The organism is Mesorhizobium kowhaii (assembly GCF_003253745.1).
Classification (GTDB): domain Bacteria; phylum Pseudomonadota; class Alphaproteobacteria; order Rhizobiales; family Rhizobiaceae; genus Mesorhizobium; species Mesorhizobium kowhaii.
In genome coordinates this window covers 60,062-78,309 of record NZ_MZXV01000032.1, presented here as the reverse complement: position 1 = coordinate 78,309, position 18,248 = coordinate 60,062, and the positions used below count along the sequence as shown (strand labels likewise).

16 protein-coding genes and 1 riboswitch are annotated in these 18,248 nt (G+C 62.8%); of the genes, 9 read left to right on the top strand and 7 right to left on the bottom strand.

Features of this window, described 5'->3' with window-relative positions:
• Positions 1–61: 61 nt before the first annotated feature.
• Positions 62–787, top strand: coding sequence for a phosphate signaling complex protein PhoU (phoU, locus tag B5V02_RS13255; RefSeq protein WP_111544624.1), 726 nt, complete (start codon positions 62–64; stop codon positions 785–787).
• Between the two features lie 91 nt (positions 788–878).
• Positions 879–1,889, top strand: a complete 1,011-nt coding sequence (locus tag B5V02_RS13250; protein ID WP_111544623.1) for a magnesium and cobalt transport protein CorA — start codon at positions 879–881, stop codon at positions 1,887–1,889.
• 86 nt (positions 1,890–1,975) lie between these two features.
• On the opposite strand, the gene B5V02_RS13245 is transcribed toward B5V02_RS13250, so the two are convergent.
• On the bottom strand, positions 1,976–2,494 hold the full coding sequence (locus B5V02_RS13245) for a GcrA family cell cycle regulator (protein WP_111544622.1): 519 nt from the start codon (positions 2,492–2,494) through the stop codon (positions 1,976–1,978).
• Positions 2,495–2,852: 358 nt separating this feature from the next.
• Here B5V02_RS13245 and B5V02_RS13240 point away from each other — a divergent pair, with 358 nt between their 5' ends.
• The 3 genes from B5V02_RS13240 (at position 2,853) to B5V02_RS13230 (ending at position 6,094) form a co-directional block, all read left to right on the top strand.
• Positions 2,853–4,052 (top strand): aspartate aminotransferase family protein, encoded by a 1,200-nt coding sequence (locus tag B5V02_RS13240; RefSeq protein WP_111544621.1) that lies wholly within the window; start codon positions 2,853–2,855, stop codon positions 4,050–4,052.
• Positions 4,053–4,069: 17 nt separating this feature from the next.
• Positions 4,070–4,981 carry an ornithine carbamoyltransferase gene (gene argF, locus B5V02_RS13235; RefSeq protein WP_111544620.1) on the top strand — a complete coding sequence of 304 codons (912 nt, stop codon included), beginning with the start codon at positions 4,070–4,072 and terminating at the stop codon, positions 4,979–4,981.
• A 78-nt stretch (positions 4,982–5,059) separates the two neighbouring features.
• A complete protein-coding gene (locus tag B5V02_RS13230; protein ID WP_111544619.1) occupies positions 5,060–6,094 on the top strand; it encodes an Hsp33 family molecular chaperone in 1,035 nt (344 codons plus the stop codon).
• Positions 6,095–6,139: 45 nt separating this feature from the next.
• Here the strand turns inward: B5V02_RS13230 and apaG are convergent, their stop codons facing one another.
• Positions 6,140–6,532 carry a Co2+/Mg2+ efflux protein ApaG gene (apaG, locus tag B5V02_RS13225; protein WP_095084266.1) on the bottom strand — a complete coding sequence of 131 codons (393 nt, stop codon included), beginning with the start codon at positions 6,530–6,532 and terminating at the stop codon, positions 6,140–6,142.
• 227 nt (positions 6,533–6,759) lie between these two features.
• On the opposite strand from apaG, the gene B5V02_RS13220 reads away from it, so the two are divergent.
• A complete protein-coding gene (locus tag B5V02_RS13220) occupies positions 6,760–7,911 on the top strand; it encodes a ceramide glucosyltransferase (protein ID WP_111544618.1) in 1,152 nt (383 codons plus the stop codon).
• A gap of 14 nt (positions 7,912–7,925) precedes the next feature.
• Here the strand turns inward: B5V02_RS13220 and B5V02_RS13215 are convergent, their stop codons facing one another.
• On the bottom strand, positions 7,926–9,113 hold the full coding sequence (locus tag B5V02_RS13215; protein WP_111544617.1) for an O-succinylhomoserine sulfhydrylase: 1,188 nt from the start codon (positions 9,111–9,113) through the stop codon (positions 7,926–7,928).
• 57 nt (positions 9,114–9,170) lie between these two features.
• Positions 9,171–9,248, bottom strand: a riboswitch (SAM riboswitch).
• A gap of 132 nt (positions 9,249–9,380) precedes the next feature.
• Here B5V02_RS13215 and B5V02_RS13210 point away from each other — a divergent pair.
• Positions 9,381–10,475, top strand: coding sequence for a 2'-deoxycytidine 5'-triphosphate deaminase (locus B5V02_RS13210; protein ID WP_111545377.1), 1,095 nt, complete (start codon positions 9,381–9,383; stop codon positions 10,473–10,475).
• A gap of 101 nt (positions 10,476–10,576) precedes the next feature.
• Positions 10,577–11,350: an ABC transporter substrate-binding protein gene (locus B5V02_RS13205; protein ID WP_111544616.1), complete on the top strand. Its 774-nt coding sequence runs from the start codon at positions 10,577–10,579 to the stop codon at positions 11,348–11,350.
• Positions 11,351–11,614: 264 nt separating this feature from the next.
• On the opposite strand, the gene araD1 is transcribed toward B5V02_RS13205, so the two are convergent.
• The 4 genes from araD1 to chvE form a co-directional block, all read right to left on the bottom strand.
• Complete coding sequence (gene araD1, locus B5V02_RS13200) at positions 11,615–12,607, bottom strand: AraD1 family protein (protein WP_111545376.1); 993 nt, start codon at positions 12,605–12,607, stop codon at positions 11,615–11,617.
• A gap of 198 nt (positions 12,608–12,805) precedes the next feature.
• The gene (gene mmsB, locus B5V02_RS13195; protein WP_111544615.1) at positions 12,806–14,098 is read right to left on the bottom strand and encodes a multiple monosaccharide ABC transporter permease; all 1,293 of its coding nucleotides are present in this window, start codon (positions 14,096–14,098) and stop codon (positions 12,806–12,808) included.
• Positions 14,095–15,627 (bottom strand): multiple monosaccharide ABC transporter ATP-binding protein, encoded by a 1,533-nt coding sequence (gene mmsA, locus B5V02_RS13190; RefSeq protein ID WP_111544614.1) that lies wholly within the window; start codon positions 15,625–15,627, stop codon positions 14,095–14,097. The genes mmsB and mmsA overlap by 4 nt, the downstream gene beginning before the upstream one ends.
• Positions 15,628–15,748: 121 nt before the next feature.
• Positions 15,749–16,816 carry a multiple monosaccharide ABC transporter substrate-binding protein gene (chvE, locus tag B5V02_RS13185; RefSeq protein WP_111544613.1) on the bottom strand — a complete coding sequence of 356 codons (1,068 nt, stop codon included), beginning with the start codon at positions 16,814–16,816 and terminating at the stop codon, positions 15,749–15,751.
• Between the two features lie 311 nt (positions 16,817–17,127).
• Between chvE and B5V02_RS13180 the strand changes: the two genes are divergently transcribed.
• Positions 17,128–18,117, top strand: a complete 990-nt coding sequence (locus tag B5V02_RS13180) for a LysR family transcriptional regulator (protein WP_111544612.1) — start codon at positions 17,128–17,130, stop codon at positions 18,115–18,117.
• The last annotated feature ends 131 nt before the right edge of the window (positions 18,118–18,248 follow it).

Genomic DNA, 18,248 nt, shown 5'->3' with positions numbered 1-18,248 from the left:
ATCAGCGGGGATTCGAGGAAACGACTCAAAACCAAGACACTCCGTGGGAAGGCATTTCGCCATGCAGTCCGTGCATATTATGAGCGCCTATGACGAGGAGCTGAAATATCTGTCGAAGCGCATCGCGGCGATGGGCGGCCATGCCGAGCGTATGGTCGAACAGGCGGTTGCCGCCCTCGTCAATGCCGACCCCGGCCTCGCCCAGAAGGTCATCCGTGACGATGCCGTGCTCGATGAAGGGCAACGCGAAATCGACGACAAGGCGATCATCATCATCGCCAAGCGCCAGCCGATGGCGACGGACCTGCGCGAGATCGTCGGCGCCATCCGCATTTCCGCCGACCTCGAACGGGTCGGCGACCTCGCCAAGAACGTTGCCAAGCGGGTGGCAGCTGTCACCGACGGACGCCAGCCGACCAGCCTGTTCCGCGGCCTCGAGGCCCTGGCCAACCTGGCGCTGACCCAGCTCAAGGAAGTGCTCGACGTCTACGCATCGCGCTCGGTCGACAAGATCGGCTTCGTGCGCGACCGCGACGACCAGATCGACGCCATGTACACCTCGCTGTTTCGCGAATTGCTGACCTACATGATGGAAGATCCGCGCAACATCACGCCGTGCACGCATCTGCTGTTTTGCGCCAAGAACATCGAGCGCATCGGCGATCACGCCACCAACATCGCCGAGACCATCTACTACATCGTCACCGGCGAGCAGATGCCGGCCGAGCGGCCGAAGGGCGACAAGACCGACAAGATCAGCGTTTCCGCGACGCTGCCGGTTAATTGAACGGTCACACTCTCGAAGCGTCATCCGAATTGCGCTAGACTTTCCGGGCTTTCCTGTATCCTCGTCCGTGGATTGGCTTCGGGAGGTTGTGATGGAAAATGTTCGGAACCTGACTCCGGCGCCTGCGCCGGCATCCGGCATTATCGCTTGCGGCGTCTACACGGCCGGGCGTCGTATCGCCGACATTCCAATCGAGGAAGCCGGCGAATGGGCAAAAAAATCCGGTCATGTCGTCTGGATTGGCCTGCTCGAGCCCGACCGCAACCTGCTGCTTCGCGTCCAGGCGCAGTTTCACCTGCATGAGCTGGCGATCGAGGATGCCGAGCACCCGCACCAGCGGCCGAAGATCGAGCAATATGGCGACGCCTTGTTCATCGTCGCCCGCACAGCGCAGCTGATCGACGGCCGGGTCACCTTCGGCGAGACCCATTTGTTTGTCGGCAGCGGCTACATCGTCAGCGTCAGGCATGGCCCGTCCACCTCCTACGCCGCCGTTCGTCAGCATTGGGAAAGCTGCCCGCATTCGCTGGCCAAGGGCGAGGATTTCGTCCTCTACGCCATTCTCGATTTCATCGTCGACAATTACATGCCGGTGCTCGAGCAGATCGAGGACGAGGTCGAGGTGATCGAGGACAGGGTCCTGCTGAAGCCGATGACCGGTCCTGACATCGAGCGGCTCTACATGCTGCGCCGCGATCTTTTGCGCCTGCGCAATGCGGCACTTCCGCTGGTCGAAGTCTGCCGCCGGCTGACCAGTGCCGACCTGCCGCAGATCCATACGGCCATGCATCCGCTGTTCCGTGACGTGACCGACCATATCCGCACCGTGCAGGAAAAGATCGACAGTCTGCGCGAGGTGCTGGCGTTTGCTTTCGAGGCCAGCCTCCTAGTCGGCCAGAGCCAGGAAACGGCGATCTCCAAGAAGCTTGCCTCATGGGCCGCCATCCTGGCGGTGCCGACGGCATTCGCCGGCATCTACGGCATGAATTTCAACGACATGCCGGAATTGAAGATGGAATACGGCTACCCGGTGGTGCTGGCCACGATCGCGCTGATCTGCTCGTTTCTCTACTGGCGTTTTCGCAAGAACGGCTGGCTGTGAAGAGAGGGCAGTAGGGCAGCATTTCGTGAGCGCGACTTTCCGCACACCTACTGCCGTACTGCCTTACTCCCCTATTCCGTTACGTCCTACCTGTTCCGGCGCCGCTCCGATGCCGGCTGGAACGCCACGCGGGCGTGGTACTTGCAGTAGGGTCCGGTTTCGGCGGCTTCGTTGCCGCAGAAATGGAAGTCCTCCGAAAGCGGATCGCCGTTCGGCCATTTGCAGGTCCGCTCGGTCAGCTCGACGAGCTGCAGATGGCGTGAGATCGGGACCACGACATTCTCGACTGGGCGGATGTAGTGGCGTGCCACCGGTTCGGCGTCGAACTGCGTCTGCAACGCCGTGGCGCCGATCGATGTCGTGACATGACGGACGGCGCTTGCGGCGCGCGACACCGATTTCTGAACGGTCGATCCTTGCGCCGCCTTCTTCTGGCGTGCCGGCGTGGCGGTCGATCGCCCGCGGCCCGACAGTTTCAGCCGGTGCACCTTGCCGATGACCGCATTGCGGCTGACCCCTCCAAGCTGCGCAGCAATCTGGCTTGCGCTCAGACCCTCCGACCACAGTTTTCTGAGAAGTTCTACCCGCTCGTCAGTCCAGTTCATGAGACCGCGCTCCTGCTAAGCGTGCGGCAATCGGAATCCACTCCCGACCCGGCAACATTTGCCGGGGCAGACACCACATATATCTGGTGATTAGGTCCGCCGCACGAAATCTAGTTATTTCTCGACTACAACTACTCTATGCGCTGACTCGGTGACAAGAGTCCCAAGGGCAACACGAATCGGTTTTTTCGGTTTTCCCCAACTTGCCCGGTCGCTCATGAGCCGGCGTTGCGTCAGGGGGCTTGCCGCGGGGCACTACGCGACGTTTTCGTTGACTTCATGGCCGAAAAACACGATAAGCCGCAAAGGCCGCCGCTTGGGCGGCTTTTTTGATTTTCCGGTACCGGAGACGCATATAATGAGCGGTTCGGCGCTTTACGAGACCTTTGCTCGCGCACCCCTGGCCTTCGACCACGGGGAAGGCACCTGGCTGGTTACCGACAAGGGCGAGCGATATCTCGATTTTGCCGGCGGCATCGCCGTCAATTCGTTGGGCCACAGCCATCCGCATCTGGTCGCCGCACTCACCGAGCAAGCCGCAAAGCTTTGGCATGTCTCCAATCTCTACGAGATTCCGGGTCAAAGCCGGCTCGGCGAGCGGCTCGCGGACGCCACCTTCGCCGACAAGGTGTTTTTCACCAATTCCGGCGCCGAGGCGCTGGAATGCGCGATCAAGACGGCGCGGCGCTACCATTTCGTCAAGGGACATCCTGAACGCTTCCGCGTCATCACCTTCGAAGGTGCCTTCCACGGCCGCACGCTGGCGACCATCGCGGCGGGCGGTCAATACAAGTACCTTGAAGGGTTTGGACCCAAGGTCGAGGGCTTCGACCAGGTCGGCTTCGACGACATCGATGCGGCCGAAAAGGCGATCACGCCAGAGACCGCGGCGATCCTGATCGAACCGGTACAGGGCGAGGGCGGCATCCGCCCGGTGCCGACGCAATCGCTGAAGCGGCTCCGGCAGTTGTGCGAACAGCACGGCCTGCTCTTGATCTACGACGAGGTCCAGTGCGGCATCGGCCGAACCGGCAAGCTGTTCGCGCATGAATGGTCCGGCGTCACGCCCGACATCATGGCGATCGCCAAGGGCATTGGCGGCGGCTTCCCGATGGGCGCCTGCCTTGCCACGGATGAAGCGGCCATTGGCATGACATCCGGCGTGCATGGCACCACTTTCGGCGGCAACCCGCTGGCCATGGCGGTTGGCAACGCCGTGCTCGACGTGGTGCTGGAAGACGGCTTCCTGGAAGATGTCCAGCGCAAGGCGCTGCTGATGAAGCAGGGGCTGGCGGCGGTCGCCGACGAGTTTCCCGAGGTCATCGAGGACATCAGGGGCACCGGGCTGATGCTCGGCCTCAAATGCGCGATGCCCAACACCAAGGTGAACATGGCAATGCGCGACCAGCACCTGCTGGCGGTTCCGGCCGGCGACAACGTCATTCGCCTGTTGCCGCCGCTCACTGTCACCGATGCCGAGATCCACGACGCGCTCAACCGCATCCGCGCCGGCGCCAAGGGCCTGGCGGAGGCGATCGCCGCCGCCGCCGCGAAGTAATCCCGGAACCATTGCTGATGTCAGTTCGCCATTTCACCGATCTTTCCGCCGTTTCCGAAGGCGATCTGCGCTTCATGCTTGACGATGCGGTGGTGCGAAAGGCTCGCCTCAAGGCTGGCGAGCGGACCAGGCCGCTCGAAGGCAAGGTGCTGGCGATGATCTTCGACAAGCCGTCGACGCGCACGCGCGTGTCCTTCGACGTCGGCATGCGCCAGCTCGGCGGCGAAACCATCATGCTGACCGGCACCGAGATGCAGCTCGGCCGCTCCGAGACCATTGCCGACACCGCCAAGGTGCTGTCGCGCTACGTCGACGCGATCATGATCCGCACCACCTCGCATGAGCGGCTTTTGGAACTGACCGAGAACGCCACCGTTCCGGTCATCAACGGACTGACCGACGACACCCATCCCTGCCAGCTGATGGCCGATATCATGACCTTCGAGGAGCATCGCGGTCCGGTCGCCGGCAAGACCATCGCCTGGACCGGCGACGGCAACAATGTGCTGCATTCGCTGCTCGAAGCCTCGGCGCGGTTCCGCTTCAACCTCAACGTCGCCGTACCCGAAGGCAGCGAGCCGGCGCAGAAGCATATCGACTGGTCGCAGGCGCATGGCGGCAAGCTGCACTTCACCCGCTCGCCCGAGGAAGCCGTCGACCAGGCCGATTGCGTGGTCACCGATTGCTGGGTGTCGATGGGCCAGGAGCATCGCGCCCGCGGTCACAACGTGTTTTCGCCCTACCAGGTCAACGCCAAGCTGATGGCGAAGGCCAGGCCGGATGCCCTGTTCATGCACTGCCTGCCAGCGCATCGCGGCGAGGAAGTGACCGACGAGGTCATTGACGGGCCGCATTCTGTGGTCTTCGACGAGGCCGAGAACCGGCTCCATGCGCAGAAGGCCGTACTCGCCTGGTGTCTCGGCGCTTGATCTCTGGGGGTGTGATGCCTATCTGCGCCGCATCACGCAAATCAAGCGCGTTTCGAAGCATGCGCCCTCCAGGGCGGCATGGCCGCGCCCTGGAGCTTTGTCATGTTGGAAACCTATCAAGTGACTGAACATCACCCCAAACTCGGCGAATTCGGCTACGCCGGCGACGATCACGTCGTGCCCTTCGAGGTCGGCCCGCTCGATGTGCGCGGCCGCACCGTTCAGCTCGGGCCGATGCTCGACGCTATCCTCACCCGTCACGACTATCCCGAGCCGGTCGCCCGCCTGCTGGCGGAAGCCTGTGTGCTGACTGTGCTGCTCGGCACCTCGCTGAAGTTCGAGGGCAAGTTCATCCTGCAGACCCGCACCGACGGGCCGATCGACATGCTGGTGGCGGATTTTTCCACGCCTTCGGCACTGCGCGCCTATGCGCGCTTCGATGCCGATCGGCTGGAGGCGCTGGTCGCGGCAGGCGAAACGTCTCAGCAGACGCTGCTCGGCAGCGGCGTGCTGGCGCTGACCATCGACCAGGGCGCTCATACACAGCGCTACCAGGGCATCGTCCAGCTCGACGGCGAAACGCTGGAGGATGCGGCCCGCACCTATTTCCGCCAGTCGGAGCAGATCCCGACCGATCTCAGGCTCTCTGTGGCCAAGTTGCTGACGCCCGGCATCGGCGGCGCCCGCGAGCAGTGGCGCGCCGGTGGCATCCTGGCGCAGTTCCTGCCTCAGTCGCCCGAACGCATGCGCGTTCCGGACCTGCCGGGCGGCGTTGGTGATCCGCGCGAGGAGATCCACGATCCGGCCGACAATTCCTGGCAGGAGCTGCTGGCATTGCTCGGCACCATCGAGCCGACCGAACTGATCGACCCGACGATCGGCGCCGAGCGGCTGCTCTACAGGCTGTTCCACGAGCATGGCGTGCGCGTCTTCGGCGGCGTTCCGGTCGCCGACCAGTGCTCGTGCTCGCGCGACAAGATCCGCGGCATCCTCGAGGGCTTCTCGGCGCAGGAGATCAAGGACAGCACCGAAGACGGCGGCATCCACGTCGCCTGCGAATTCTGCTCGAAGCAATATGACTTCGACCCTGCGGAATTTACGGTGGCCCAGTAGGGAAAAACACGCCTTACCGGCTGCTTCGCTGCCGGTAAGGCGAAACTAATTCACCGTCCGCCGCGTGCCCGGCAGGTCCAGCGAGAAGGCAGGGATGGCGATGTCGAACGTCTCGCCCCGCTTGTTGCGCATCGTGTAGTGCCCGACCATGATGCCGGACGGTGTCGAAAGCGGGCAGCCGGACGTGTATTGATAGCTGTCGCCGGGATTGAGTTCGGGCTGGTCGCCGACGACGCCGGGGCCGCGCACCTCCTCGACCCGGCCGGTGCCGTCGGTGATGTGCCAATAGCGCGACAACAGCTGCACAAACTCATCCGACTGGTTGTCGATCGTTATCTGATAGCCCCAGACATAGCGGTTCTCGGACGGATCCGAGCGATCCTCCAGATAGAACGGCCTGACCTGCACTTCGATGTTGCGCGTCACGGCGCGGTACATAAGCGGCTCCAAAACAATCCGGTAACTTTCGGCGCTCCGCGCGGACTGGTCAACGGTGCGCGTCCTGTCATTGCGGCCTCAAAGGCAGGTGCCGGCAAAGAATGTCATTTAAGTGACACACGACAATGATGGTGTGCGCCGACCAGTGCCGCGCGACTCGGGCGCTCTGTCGAACTGTTGAAATCGGTCGTCATGCGGACCGGTTTTTCTGGAGTGACCGGATTTCGATGGAACTCACTCTCATAGCCGCCACGCTTTCAGCTGCTCTCATCCTCTCAAACCTCGCCAGCATCCTGCTCGCCGCTTCGCGTCTGAAGCGCCGCCGCACCATCGCGCCGCCGGCCGGCAAGCCGCGGCCGGTGTCGATCGTCGTGCCGTCGCGTGGTGTCGAGCCGTTTACACAGGAGACGCTGGAGCGTGCCTTCTCGCTCGACTGGCCGCGCTACGAACTGGTCTTTTGCGTCGCCCATGCCGATGATCCGGTGGTCAGGCTGATCCGCGCCGCCATTGCCCGTTTCCCCAAGGTGCCGGCTCGGCTGTTGATCGGCGACGACCGCATCAGCGCCAATCCGAAACTCAACAATTGCGTCAAGGGCTGGGAAGCCGCGCGCCACGATTGGGTCATCCTGGCCGATTCCAACGTGTTGATGCCGAGAGACTACGTCCAGCACCTGATGGCCGCATGGCGGCCGGACACCGGCCTTGTCTGCTCGACGCCGATCGGCTCGCGGCCGGCCGGCTTCTGGGCCGAAGTCGAATGCGCCTTCCTCAACACGCTGCAGGCGCGCTGGCAATATGCCGGCGACGCGCTTGGGCTCGGCTTTGCCCAGGGCAAGAGCATGCTCTGGAACAAGCCGATGCTGGATGCCAATGGTGGCATCCGTGCGCTGGCCGCCGAGATCGCCGAGGACGCTGCCGCGACCAAGCTGGTCAATGGCCTTGGCCTGCGCGTCAATCTCGTCGCCGCGCCCTTCGAGCAGCCGCTCGGCCGGCGCACGTTTGACGAGATCTGGTCGCGTCAGGCCCGTTGGGCGCGCCTGCGCCGCGTCACCTTCCCGCTGTTCTTCGCACCCGAAATCCTGACTGGCGCGGTGGTGCCGCTGGTGCTTGCGCTGGTTGCGGCGTCGGCCGCCGGCGTCAGCCTCTGGGCAACCGCCATTGCCGTGCTTGCGGCCTTCTACCTTCCGGAATGCGCCCTGGCTGGGTCCAAGGGCTGGCACCTGTCGCCGCGCATGGTCGCGGCGATATTGGTGCGCGACATGATCCTGCCGGCGATGTGGGTGCGCGGCTGGCTCGGCGGCGCCGTCGACTGGCGTGGCAACGCGATGACCATTGGCACCAAGGCGGCCGAACTGGAAGAGACGCCGTCCGGCGCCTGATAGCCAAAGGTCCCTTATTTGGCCTTCAGCGCCTGTTCGATGTCTTCCAGCAGATCATCGGTATCCTCAAGGCCGACCGACAGTCTGAGCGTGCCCGGCCCGATGCCGAGTTCGGCGCGGGCCTCGTCGCTCAAATTCTTGTGCGTCGTCGTCGCCGGATGGGTGATCAGGCTCTTGGCATCGCCGAGATTGTTGGAGATCAGCACGATGTCGAGGGCGTTCTGCAAGGCGAAGGCCACCTGCTTGCCACCCTTGACGTCCAGGCAGATCAGCGTCGAGCCGCCCGACATCTGCTTCTTGACGATGGCCGCCTGCGGGTGGTCGGCGCGGCCGGGATAGATGACGCGGGCGATTTCCGGCCGCTCGGCCAGGAAATCCGCGATCTTGCCGGCGCTTTCCGTCTGCTGGCGCACGCGCAGCGGCAGCGTCTCCAGGCCCTTCAGCAGCGTCCAGGCATTGAACGGCGACAGGCTCGGGCCGGTGTGGCGGAAATAGTCGTGCAGGTTCTCGTCGATCCACTTCTTGTCCGACAGGATGACGCCGCCGAGACAGCGGCCCTGGCCGTCAATATGCTTGGTCGCCGAGTAGACGACGATGTGCGCACCGAGCTGCAAAGGCTTCTGCTGCAGGGGCGTGGCAAAGACATTGTCGACGATCAGCCGCGCACCGATCGAATTGGCAAGCGCGGCAACTGCGGCGATGTCGACCACTTCCAGCGTCGGGTTGGTCGGACTTTCCAGGAAGAACAGCTTGGTGTTCGGCTTGACCGCCTTTTCCCAGTTGGCGATGTCGGTGCCGTCGACCAGTGTCGCCTCTATGCCGTATTTCGGCGCCAGCGTCTCGACCACCCAGCGGCAGGAGCCGAACAGCGCGCGCGCCGCCACGATATGGTCGCCGGCCTTGGCGCTGCACAGAAGGGCTGCCGTCACTGCGGCCATGCCCGACGCGGTGGCGCGCGCATCCTCGGCGCCTTCGAGCGCGCACATGCGCTTTTCGAACATGTCGACGGTCGGGTTGGCATAGCGCGAATAGATGAAACCCGGCTCCTCGCCCTTGAAGCGGGCTTCGGCAGCTTGCGCCGTTTCGTAGACATAGCCCTGGGTGAGGTACATCGCCTCGGAGGTTTCGCCGAAACCGGAACGCAGGGTTCCGCTATGCACGAGTGCTGTTTGAGGTTTCCAGTTGCGCTTCTTGGTGCTCATCGCTTTTGTTCCAGACACAAAAAAACCGGCCGCGAAAGTCGCAACCGGTCCATACGGCCTTGCGGCCCGACGGTCCTTTAGCGACTTGTTTAACGTGGCTGCAAGCCGACCGGCCAAATCACCACGGGATAACGACCCTTTAGACCCGCGCCACGCTTGCGTCAATTGCCGGCTTGATTAAGAGGTTTGTACCAAGCCGCAAAACTGTTCCATGGTTTTGCGGCAGGAACCTGCGACAAGAAAATCGCCTGGCCTAGGAGTGGAGCCTTGCGGCAGACAGGCATTCTTCCCGATCAGGACATTTCGGCGCTGTTCCAGTCCGGCGCGCTGAAGTCGCCGCGCGCGTTCGATGCCGACCAGATCCAGCCGGCGAGCCTGGATCTGCGGCTCGGCGACAAGGCCTGGCGCGTGCGGGCCTCGTTCCTGCCGGGCCCCAACCACAAGGTTTCGGAAAAGCTCGACCGGCTGCAGCTGCATGAGATCAATCTTGCCGAGGGCGCGGTGCTGGAGACCGGCTGCGTCTATATCGTGCCCTTGCTTGAAAGCCTGGCATTGCCGGCGGACATTTCGGCCTCGGCCAACCCGAAAAGTTCGACCGGTCGGCTCGACATCTTCACCCGCGTCATGACCGATCGCGGCCACGAGTTCGACAAGATCGCCGCCGGCTATCATGGCCCGCTCTATCTCGAGGTCAGCCCGCGCACCTTTCCGATCGTCGTGCGCACCGGTTCGCGCCTGTCGCAGATCCGGTTCCGCACCGGCAATGCGCTGCTCTCGGAAGCCGAGTTGCATGACCTGCATCGCGCCGAGATGCTGGTCGCCACCGAGCCGCCGAACATCTCCGGCGGCGGCATCGCGCTGTCGATCGATCTCAACGGCGATCAGAACGGCCTGGTAGGCTATCGCGGCAAGCATCACACCGGTCTTGTCGACGTTGACAAACGCGCGGCACAAGAGGTCGTCGACTTCTGGGAGCCGATCCACAAGAGCGGCGCCGGCGAGCTGGTGCTCGATCCCGATGAATTCTACATCCTTGTCAGCCAGGAAGCGGTGCACGTGCCGCCGCTCTACGCTGCCGAGATGACGCCCTTCGATCCGCTGGTCGGCGAATTCCGCGTCCACTATGCCGGATTCTTCGATCCGGGCTTCGGCCACTCGGCGTCCGGCGGCACCGGCAGCCGGGCGGTGCTCGAAGTGCGCAGCCACGAAGTGCCGTTCATCCTCGATCATGGCCAGATCGTCGGCCGGCTGGTCTACGAGCATATGCTGAAGCGGCCGCAGGCGCTCTACGGCACCGATCTCGGCTCCAACTACCAGGCGCAAGGCCTGAAGCTGTCCAAGCACTTCCGCGCCGCGCGCTGACCTCCCATTGCCGTCTGGCAATATGCTTGCCTGCGCTGGCTCGCCATGCTTGGCTGCCTTGCTGGTCGTCAAGATGCCGGCGTTCAAGGGGAACCAAGAAAATGCAGATTTCCAAATGGATCATATCGGCAGCTTGTGCTGCCATGCTGGTGATGGCGGCCGGCTCTCTGTCGGCGCAGGCAGCGGAGAAACTGAAGATCGGCACCGAAGGCGCCTATCCGCCGTTCAACACCATTACCTCGGATGGCAAGGTCGTCGGCTTCGACATCGACATCGCCAATGCGCTATGCGCGCAGATGAAGGTCGAGTGCGAGATTGTCACCCAGGACTGGGATGGCATCATTCCCGCCCTGCAGGCCAAGAAATTCGATGCCATCATCGCCTCGATGAGCATCACCGAGGAGCGCAAGAAGCAGGTCTCCTTCACCAACAAATACTATACGACGCCTCTGGCGCTGGTGGCGCCGAAGGATACCGATCTCACCTCGACCGAACCCGCGGCGCTCGCCGGCAAGACGGTCGGCGCCCAGGCTTCGACCACGCAGGCCGACTATGCGCAGAACGTCTATGGCAAGGCGGGCGCGGAGGCGAAACTCTACCCGACCCAGGAAGAAGCGATCACCGATCTGACGAACGGCCGTCTTGATGCCGTGCTCTCCGACAAGTTCGTGCTGATGGACTGGCTGAAGAAGGCAAGCGAGGGCTGCTGCAAGCTGGTCGGTGACGTCAAGGGCACGGAGACCCAGGCCGGCATTGCCGTTCGCCTGGAAGACACCGCGCTACGCGACAAGCTCAACGCGGCCATCGATGCCATTGTCGCCGATGGGACCTACAAGAAGATCCAGGCCAAGTATTTCGACTTCGATATTTATTGAGGTTCGGCCGCGCCTTCTTCCTTCTCCCCCTGTGGGGTGAGAAGCGGTGGCCGCAGGCCTCGAAAAGCCAATTGCTTGGCTTTTCGAGCTTCGAACGCCCTGAGCCTGCGAAGGGCCGGGAGGCGGCCGATCCCCTGCCGGGCCCCCGCTGCTTCGCAGCGTCCCGGCGTTCGCCGGCCTTTCATCGTGCCACTGGCACGATGAATTCGCCTTCGGCGAACCGGCTGCTCACCCCACAGGGGGAGAAGGAGAAATGCTGGCGCCTCACAGCGCCTTCACCGCCACCTTCACCGGCTGCTCGATCTCGAGTGGGTTGCGCAGCGGCAGGCCAAAATCCTTGGCTTCGATCTCGAACAAATCGCCGGCCTCGGTGTTGATGCCATCGGCGAAGGACAGCGTCGCCGTGCCGAACATGTGCACATGCACGTCGCCCGGCTGACGGAAGGCGGCATATTTGAAGTGATGGTGTTCGAGATTGGCGATGGTGTGCGACATGTTCGCTTCGCCCGACAGGAACGGCTTTTCCCACAGCACCTCGTTGTCGCGATAGATGCGCGAGCTGCCCCTGATGTCGGCGGGCAAGTCGCCGATCAGGATCTCCGGTCCGAACGAAGCGTTGCGCAGCTTGGAATGGGCGAGGAACAGATAGTTCACGCGCTCGGTGACGTGGTCGGAAAACTCGTTCGACAGCGTGAAGCCGACGCGGAACGGCGCGCCGTCGTCGCCGATGACGTAGATGCCGGCCACTTCAGGCTCTTCGCCGGCGTCCTTGGCGAAGGCCGGTGACAGGAGTGCGGCCCCTGGCGCCACCGCCATCGTGCCGTTGCCCTTGTAGAACCATTCCGGCTGCACGCCGATCTGGCCTTTCGCAGGCTTGCCGCCCTCCAGTCCCATACGGAACATCTTCATGGAATCGGTCAGCTGTTCCTCGCCGTCGGCGCTGAGCTTCTTGTGCATGGAATCGCGCGTCGCGGCCGAGCCGAGATGCGTCAGTCCGGTGCCGGTCAGATGCAGATGCGCCGGATCGGGATGATTGATCGGCGACAGCAGCCGTCCCTTCTTGTAGGCGGCATCGAGATCGACTGTCTCGCCGAGCCCCTTGCGTTCGATCAGCGCGACGAGGCCGACGCCGGTGCGGGCGGCCTCCATCGCCAGCGAATAGACGCTGCGCGCGCCATTGATGATCCGGGTCTTGCCGCCGTTGCGGGCAACGACGCGGATGGTCTCGGCGTCGTCGAGAATCTGGGAGATCAGCATGATGAATCCTCTCTCATTTGCCTTGGCGTGGCTGCCGAAACGACAAACCTTGCCCAGCGCGGCCGGGACTTCGTCCATGCCACGGGTGAAATTCTCCGTTCGGATTGCGCTCGCGAGCCTGGTCCCTCTTGGGACTTCTTCGTGCCGCCGGGTTGCCGGGCAGCGCCGCGATGTGACCCGTATGCCTTCCTGGTTCCCTCAGCCCTTGTTCTTGTTGTAGACGTCGAACACCACCGCGCCGAGCAGCACCAGGCCTTTCACCACCTGCTGCCAGTCGACATTGACGCCCATGATCGACATGCCGTTGTTCATCACGCCCATGATGAAACCGCCGACCACCGCGCCGATAACTTGGCCGACACCACCCATCGCCGAGGCGCCGCCGATGAACACCGCGGCGATGACGTCGAGCTCGCTGCCGAGACCTGCCGCCGGCACCGCCTGCCCCAGGCGCGCCGCGATGATCAGGCCGCCAAGCGCCGACAGCACACCCATATTGACGAACACCATCAGGGTCAGTCGCTCGGTCTTGATGCCCGATAGCTGCGCCGCTTTGGCATTGCCGCCCATTGCGTAGATGCGTCGGCCGATCGTCATGCGTTTGGTGACGAACACAAACAGGGCGATCAGCACGCCCATCACCATGAGAACGATCGGCAGGCCCTTGTAGGTGGCGAATTGATAGACCAGGAACAGCGCGAGCGCGCTGGTCACCAGGGTCTTGACGACAAACAGTGTGAAGGGCTCGGCTTCGTAGCCATGCTGCTCGCGTGTGCGTCGTGCCTTGAGCCCGAAATACGCATAGGCGAGCACGGCGACGACGCCGATCAGGATCGTCGTCATGTGCAGCGTCAGGCCGCTGCCGATGATGGTCTTGCCGGCGGCGTTCACCGTCGGCGGGATCAGCGTCAAGGGGCCGATCACGTCCGGAATGAAGCCGGAACTGAGCGCCTTGAAGCCGTCTGGAAGCGGCCCCACGGAAGACCCGCCCCCCAGCAGCGCCTGGCAGATGCCGCGGAAGATCAGCATCCCGGCCAGCGTGACGATGAAGCTCGGTATTCGGTGATAGGCAATCCAGTAGCCTTGGGCCGCGCCGATACCGCCGCCGATGATGAGGCAGATGATCGACACAACCAGCGGATTGCTGAAGGGGCCAAGCGGCCAGATAACCATCATCATCGCCGCCAGTGCGCCGATGAAACCGGCGACGGAGCCGACGCTGAGGTCGATATGGCCCGAAACGATCACCAAAAGCATGCCCAGCGCCATCACGATGATGAAGCTGTTCTGCTGCACTAGGTTGCTCAGGTTCACCGGCTTGAACAGCGTGCCGGAGGTCGTGAACTGGAAGAACACCATGATGGCGATCAGCGCCAGGATCAGGCCGTATTCGCGCAGATTCGTGATCAGCGCCGATACGGCCACACGTGGCCCCTGCTGCACATCTTCGGCGACGCCGCTTTTCGGCGCGGGAGCGCTTTCGGTAGTCATGATGCTTTTCCTTCTCCCCGAACGATGGCGCGCATTATTTTTTCCTGGCTTGCGTCCGCCGCGGGCATTTCCCCGACGATGCGCCCTTCGTTCATGACGTAGATGCGGTCGGTGATGCCGAGCAGTTCCGGCATCTCCGACGAGATGACGACGATCGCCTTACCCTCGGAGGCGAGGCGGGCGATGATGGTGTAGATTTCGTACTTGGCACCGACGTCGATGCCGCGCGTCGGCTCGTCGAGGATCAGCACTTCCGGATTGGCGAACAGCCATTTCGACAGCACCACCTTCTGTTGATTGCCGCCCGACAGATTGCCGGTCATCTGATAGACGCTGGACGAGCGGATGTTGGTCTTGGCCTTGTAGTCGTTGGCGACGGCAAGTTCGCGCAGGTCGTCGATCACGGCGTGGCGCGACACGCCGGGTAGGTTGGCCAGCGTGATGTTGTGCTTGATGTGATCGATGAGATTGAGACCGTAGGTCTTGCGGTCCTCGGTGACGTAGGCAATGCCGTGTTCCACTGCCTTGCTCACCGACGAGACATCGATCGGCTTGCCCTTGAGCAGCACCTCGCCAGTGATGCGGCGGCCATAGGAGCGGCCGAACAGGCTCATCGCGAATTCGGTGCGCCCGGCGCCCATCAGCCCGGCGATGCCCACCACTTCGCCCTTGCGGACATTGATATCGATGCCCTTGATCACTTGCCGCTCGGCGTGGATCGGGTGATAGACCGACCAGTCCTTCACCTGGAGCACGATCTCGCCGATCTTGGGTTCTCGCGGCGGATAACGGTCGTCGAGCGAGCGGCCGACCATCGAGGTGATGATACGGTCTTCCGAGATGTCTTTCTTGGCCAGCGTCTCGATGGTCCGCCCGTCGCGGATGATGGTGACCTTGTCGGCGACCCGGTTCACCTCGTTGAGCTTGTGCGAGATCAGGATCGAGGTGATGCCTTGCCGCTTGAACTCGAGCAGCAGATCGAGCAGCGCCTGGCTGTCTTTCTCGGACAGGCTCGCCGTCGGCTCGTCGAGGATCAGCAGCTTCACTTCCTTGCTGAGCGCCTTGGCGATCTCGACCAGTTGCTGCTTGCCGACGCCAATATTGGTGATCAGCGTCTTGGGGTCCTCCTTGAGGCCCACCTTCTTCAGCAAGGCGCTGGTACGTGTCTCGTTGGCATTCCAGTCGATGATGCCAAATCTGGCGTGTTCGTTGCCAAGGAAAATGTTTTCGGCGATCGACAGCATCGGCACCAGCGCAAGCTCCTGGTGGATGATGACGATGCCCTTGTGTTCGCTGTCGTGAATGCCTTTGAAATGGCATTCCTCGCCACGGTAGACGATTGCGCCATCATAGGTGCCGGACGCATACACGCCTGACAGCACCTTCATCAGCGTCGACTTGCCGGCGCCGTTCTCGCCGACCACGGCATGGATCTCGCCTTCCTCGACGCTGAGGTTGACGTTCGACAGCGCCTTCACGCCGGGGAACGTCTTGGTGATGTCGCGCATCTCCAAAATCGTCGAGGCCATCAGGAATACCGCTCCTCCAAGGTCCGGAACAATGCCCGGGGGCTAGTATGCGAATTTTGGATTCGCCGCGCTAGCAAAAAGGGCCCCGCTTTGCGCGGGACCCCAGGCTTTGCAAATGCGATTACTTCAGGTCGTCGGCCTTGATGTAGCCGGAGTCGACCACCAGCGCCTGGTAGTTCGACTTGTCGACTTCATGCGGCGTCAGCAGGATCGAAGGAACGACCTTGACGTCGTTGTTGTAGGTCTTGGTGTCGAGGCCGTCGGGCTTGCCGCCCGACAGCACCTTGTCGACCAGACCGACAGTGGCCTTGGCCAGTTCGCGGGTGTCCTTGAACACGGTCGAGTACTGCTCGCCCGAGATGATCAGCTTGACCGAGGCGGTCTCGGCGTCCTGGCCGGTCACGATCGGCCAGGGCTGAGCGTCCGTGCCGTAGCCCACGGCGCGCAGCGATGCGGTGATACCGCGCGAAAGGCCGTCATATGGCGACAGAACGCCATCGACGCGGCTGCCGTCCGAGTAGTTGGCGGAGAGCAGATTGTCCATACGCGCCTGGGCGGTTGCCGCCAGCCAGCGCAACGTGCCGACCTTGTCCATACCCGTCTGGCCGGACTTCACGACGAGCACCTTGCTGTCGATCAGCGGCTGAAGAATGGACATGGCGCCGTTGTAGAAGAAGAAGGCATTGTTGTCGTCCGGCGAGCCGCCGAACAGCTCGATGTTGAACGGACCCTTCTTGTCCGGATAGCCGAGGCCCTTGAGCAGCGAATTGGCCTGGATGACGCCGACACCGAAATTGTCGAAGGTGGTGTAGTAGTCGACATTGGCGGTCTTCTTGATCAGGCGGTCATAGGCAACGACGACGACGCCGGCGTCAGCGGCCTTCTGCAGCGCGTCCGACAGGGTGGTGCCGTCGATCGAAGCGATGATCAGCGCCTTCGGGCCCTTGGTGATTTCGTTTTCCAGCTGGCTGAGCTGGTTTGGAATGTCGTCCTGCGCATATTGCAGGTCGACCGTGTAGCCCAGAGCCTCGAGCTGGGACTTGACGGCGTCGCCGTCATTGATCCAGCGCTGCGAGGTCTTGGTGGGCATCAGCACGCCGATCAGGCCTTTGTCTGCTGCGTAGGCGGTGGCCGACATGGCCGCGATGCTGACCGCCAAGGCGGCGACTAACGTCTTGATGATTTTCACTTAACTCTCCCTGGTTGATGGACGCGGTCCCCCGGGGGTCGCGGGCCGCGCAATCGTGCAGAAGCGCCAAGGCACTGCTGCCGTCATATCGATCTCCGGTATCCTCCCATGGCCCCGAGGCGCTGATTTCAATCGATACGATGTTTCTCGTCAGCGACCGTCGCGTCTCGGAACGCGCGAAGGTTCTGATCCTTTGCCATAACTGTCAAATGCGATCTTTGATAGTTGCTATATCATGATTGGTATGTGGTATTGAGGCGAGGCGGCCGGCGCGACTGCCGACGCACCGCGAACAGGAGCAAGGAGAGGCAATGGCGGCGCTAGGGAATCCGACTGCGGTTTCAAACGGTTACAGCGAGAAACAGGGCGACGGCGAAACCTTGCTGCGCAGTGGTCTCAGCCTGCGCCACATGCGCATGATCGTCGCGCTCGACGACCATGGCCGGGTGAGCGCGGCAGCCCAGGTTATGAACATTTCTCAGCCGGCGGCCTCGCGCATGATCAGCGAGATGGAGGCCGTGCTGGAGGTCAAGCTGTGTGAAAGGCTGCCGCGCGGCATCACCTTGACGCCTTACGGCAAGGCACTGGCCAGGCGCGCGCGCTCGATTCTCTTGGAAATGCGCGAGGTCGACCGCGAGATTTCCGAGCTCAAGGCGGGCAAAGGCGGCTCGGTATTCCTGGGTGCCGTGACGGCACCGGCGATCGAACTGGCGGTGCCGGCAATTCGCGAAATCCGCCGCATCTATCCGCGCATCGAGATCACCATGCAGGTCGAGACCTCCAACGTGCTGGCACGCGAATTGATCGCCACGCGCCATGATTTCATCATCGCGCGCATCCCCGACGATCTCAATCCGCGGCTGTTCGAATCGCGCGTCATCGGCGTCGAGAAGGCCTGCCTGATCGTGCGCCGGGGCCACCCGCTCACCAAGGGCGAGGCGGTGCGGCTGGAGGACACCGCCGCCTACGACTGGGTTTTCCAGTCGGGCGGTTCGCCCTTGCGCCAGGCGATGGAGAGCAATTTCCTCAACCGCAACATCGCCTTGCCGGACCGTATCCTCAACACCAGCTCGCTGCTCTTGACCCTGGTCATGGTCGCGCAGTCCGATGCGATCGCGCCGGTATCGATCCAGGTGGCGAAATTCATCCAGAATCCCGACGGGCTGGCCGGCGCCATCGACGTCGTCCAGACCGAATTCGACATCGAGGTCAGGCCCTACAGCCTGATCACGGTGAAGAACCGCGTGCTGTCGCCGGCCGCCAAGATGCTGCACGATTTCATCCTGCGAGAGGTGGGGTGACGGCTCGGACAGGCGTCGAGTGCGCGTAAAGCACATGAATGAGCCGCCAGGCCGAGGCTAGCGAACAGCGAGCCGGGAACATTATTTCCTGCCGGCGCGTTCATATCCTTGCAACGGACGATTTCTTCAGG